Here is a 650-nt window from a genome sequence, read left to right as displayed (position 1 = left end):
GTTGTGGGGGTCGTTCGGGGTGGTGCCGTCGGCGGTGGTGGGGCATTCGCAGGGGGAGATCGCGGCGGCGTGTGTGGCGGGGGCGTTGGGTCTTGAGGATGGGGCGCGGGTGGTGGCGGTGCGCAGCCGGCTGGTGGCGGCCGAGTTGTCGGGTCGGGGTGGGATGGCGTCGGTGGCGTTGCCGTCGGAGGAGGTGGCGGAGCGGCTTGCGTCGTGGGGCGGACAGGTGTCGGTGGCGGCGGTGAACGGGCCGTCGTCGACGGTGGTGTCGGGTGATCCGCAGGCGTTGGACGAGTTCCTGGCCGGTTGTGAAACGCAGGAGATCCGGGTTCGGCGGATCGCGGTGGACTATGCGTCGCATTCGGCGCAGGTCGACGATGTTGTGGACGAGCTGACGGCGGCTTTGGCCGATATCGCCCCGCGGGTGCCGGAGATTCCGTTCTTCTCGACGGTGACCGGCGGGCCGGTGGAAGAGACGGTGTTGGATGCCGGCTACTGGGCGCGGAACCTGCGGGAGCCGGTGTTGTTCGAGCCGGTGGTGCGGGGTCTGCTGGACAGCGGTCGTCGTGTTTTCGTCGAGGTCAGTCCGCATCCGGTGTTGACGGTCGGTATGCAGGAGACCATCGACGCGGCAGCGGATTCGAGCGCGG

The 650-nt window shown here is 69.4% G+C and carries 1 protein-coding gene; it reads left to right on the top strand.

Translation table 11 applies throughout. The features are described from left to right. Window positions 1-19: 19 nt before the first annotated feature. Window positions 20-650 (top strand): acyltransferase domain-containing protein (locus tag MXD59_RS25990; protein ID WP_308301789.1); only part of this gene is annotated, 631 nt, incomplete at its 3' end.

This window comes from Frankia umida (assembly GCF_023242945.1).
In the GTDB taxonomy this organism is placed as follows: domain Bacteria; phylum Actinomycetota; class Actinomycetes; order Frankiales; family Frankiaceae; genus Frankia; species Frankia umida.
The sequence above is the reverse complement of the archived record's forward strand: the minus strand, read 5'-3'. Positions and strand labels throughout refer to the sequence as shown.